We start from the raw sequence: 1547 nt of genomic DNA, 5'->3' as shown, positions 1-1547 counted from the left end.
AGAGGTGTATAAGAGACAGGGCCCGGCACCCTCGACGCCCGCCCATGGCTGCGCTACGCCGCCGCCCGCCTCCGCGAGCTCGACGACCTCGCATGGGACGCGTGGGCCGCACCCGTCACCCGCCGCATGTACGAGCAGACCGCCCGCGCCCTATGCCTGCTCTACGACGGGCACCGCGTCACCGTGGTCTGCCCGTGGTGCAAAGGGCTCACCCCCGAAACCCCCGCCGGCGGCGCCTACACGTGGGCCGTCGTCACTCTGCCCGGCAACCAAATCGCGATCATCTGTTGGGGACTGTGCAACCCGCCGTTGCGCGACGTCGGCACGTGGTGGCAGGGGCAACCGTGTTGGCCCATCGGGCAATGGGAGCGCTTGGCCAAGCGTGTTCACGGCACGGCACGATAATCCGACCGGGCATCATATACATGTGAACTTACTTGTCCTAGCGGCAGAGCCCGACTGGGTTGCCCGCGGTTTCACAGCACTGGGCATTATCATCGCCGGCGCCAGCGCATTCCTCGCAAGCCGCAGCATGATCATCGCCAAACGCGCCTACGAACGCGGCCACTACGAAGTCGTCGTAGACATCGAAATTTCGGCCACCGATATCGAGATTGGTCCAGACACGATCAGCCGTCGAACCCAAACCGAGATCGTCGTCAGCAACCGCCGCATGGGCAAGGTGCAGGTCACCAGATTCCACGGACAAGTAGCCGGGGAAGAGAGCTTCGTGATCGAGGTCGTTGGCCCTGCGCTTGGGCACACCCTTGACGGCATCCAACAAGAGACGTGGTGGGCTGGAAGCAGCCACAAGAGACCAGCCTCAACACCTCACGAGGAAACCTCCCGCGTTCGGGTCGGCGCAGAACTGGCCAACAAGGAAGTGATTTGGAGCGACTGGGCAAGCATGGATACCGACGCCGCACGTCAGGTGATCCATATGCCGACGTAGGTCAGGCTGGCTTGACACCAAGCCTGTGGATAACTCATGATCGAGGCGTGTTCGGCATGCCCGGACACGTATGCCCCGCCACAGAGCGGGGCATCGGCATTTCCCGGGGGTGATCCGGCATGCCCCGCAGCCCCGGACGCACCGGCCACCGATGGCGCACCGCACGCAAAGCCGTGCTCGACGCATCCCGCCTGTGCTGGCTCTGCGGACACGACGGCGCCGCCGACGTCGACCACGAACCCGCGCTACAGATCCTCGAGGCGCTCGGCCTCGACCCGTGCGACCCGCAATACCTACGCCCCGCACACGGCGTCAACGGCTGCCCCACCTGCGGACGCAAATGCAACCAGGCCAAAGGCAACAAGCCGGGGCGGCCGGCCTCACCAACCTCCCGGGCGTGGTGAAACAAGGGGGGCACAGAGCAGGGCCCATGCGCGCCGGGGGCTGCCTACGAGGGTGGGGCAGCATACGCGCGTGGGCCCGACCCCATGCCACCCCTGCACACCACACACCCACACAGTGCACACACGCTGCCGCGCACGCACCCCGGACCCGTGGGCACGGGGCACCGGGACGGGCAGGGCGCACCCCCACC

The 1547-nt window shown here is 66.5% G+C and carries 2 protein-coding genes; both read left to right on the top strand.

Features of this window, described 5'->3' with window-relative positions; translation table 11 throughout:
* The first annotated feature begins 427 nt into the window (after positions 1-427).
* Positions 428-952, top strand: a complete 525-nt coding sequence (locus E1295_RS48065) for a hypothetical protein (RefSeq protein ID WP_132642077.1) — start codon at positions 428-430, stop codon at positions 950-952.
* 173 nt (positions 953-1125) lie between these two features.
* Positions 1126-1356, top strand: coding sequence for a hypothetical protein (locus E1295_RS48060; protein ID WP_132642075.1), 231 nt, complete (start codon positions 1126-1128; stop codon positions 1354-1356).
* Positions 1357-1547: the final 191 nt, after the last annotated feature.

This window comes from Nonomuraea mesophila (assembly GCF_004352805.1).
GTDB classification, from domain to species: Bacteria; Actinomycetota; Actinomycetes; order Streptosporangiales; family Streptosporangiaceae; genus Nonomuraea; species Nonomuraea longispora.
Note: the sequence above shows the minus strand (reverse complement) of the source record. Positions and strands in the feature narration are given on the sequence as shown.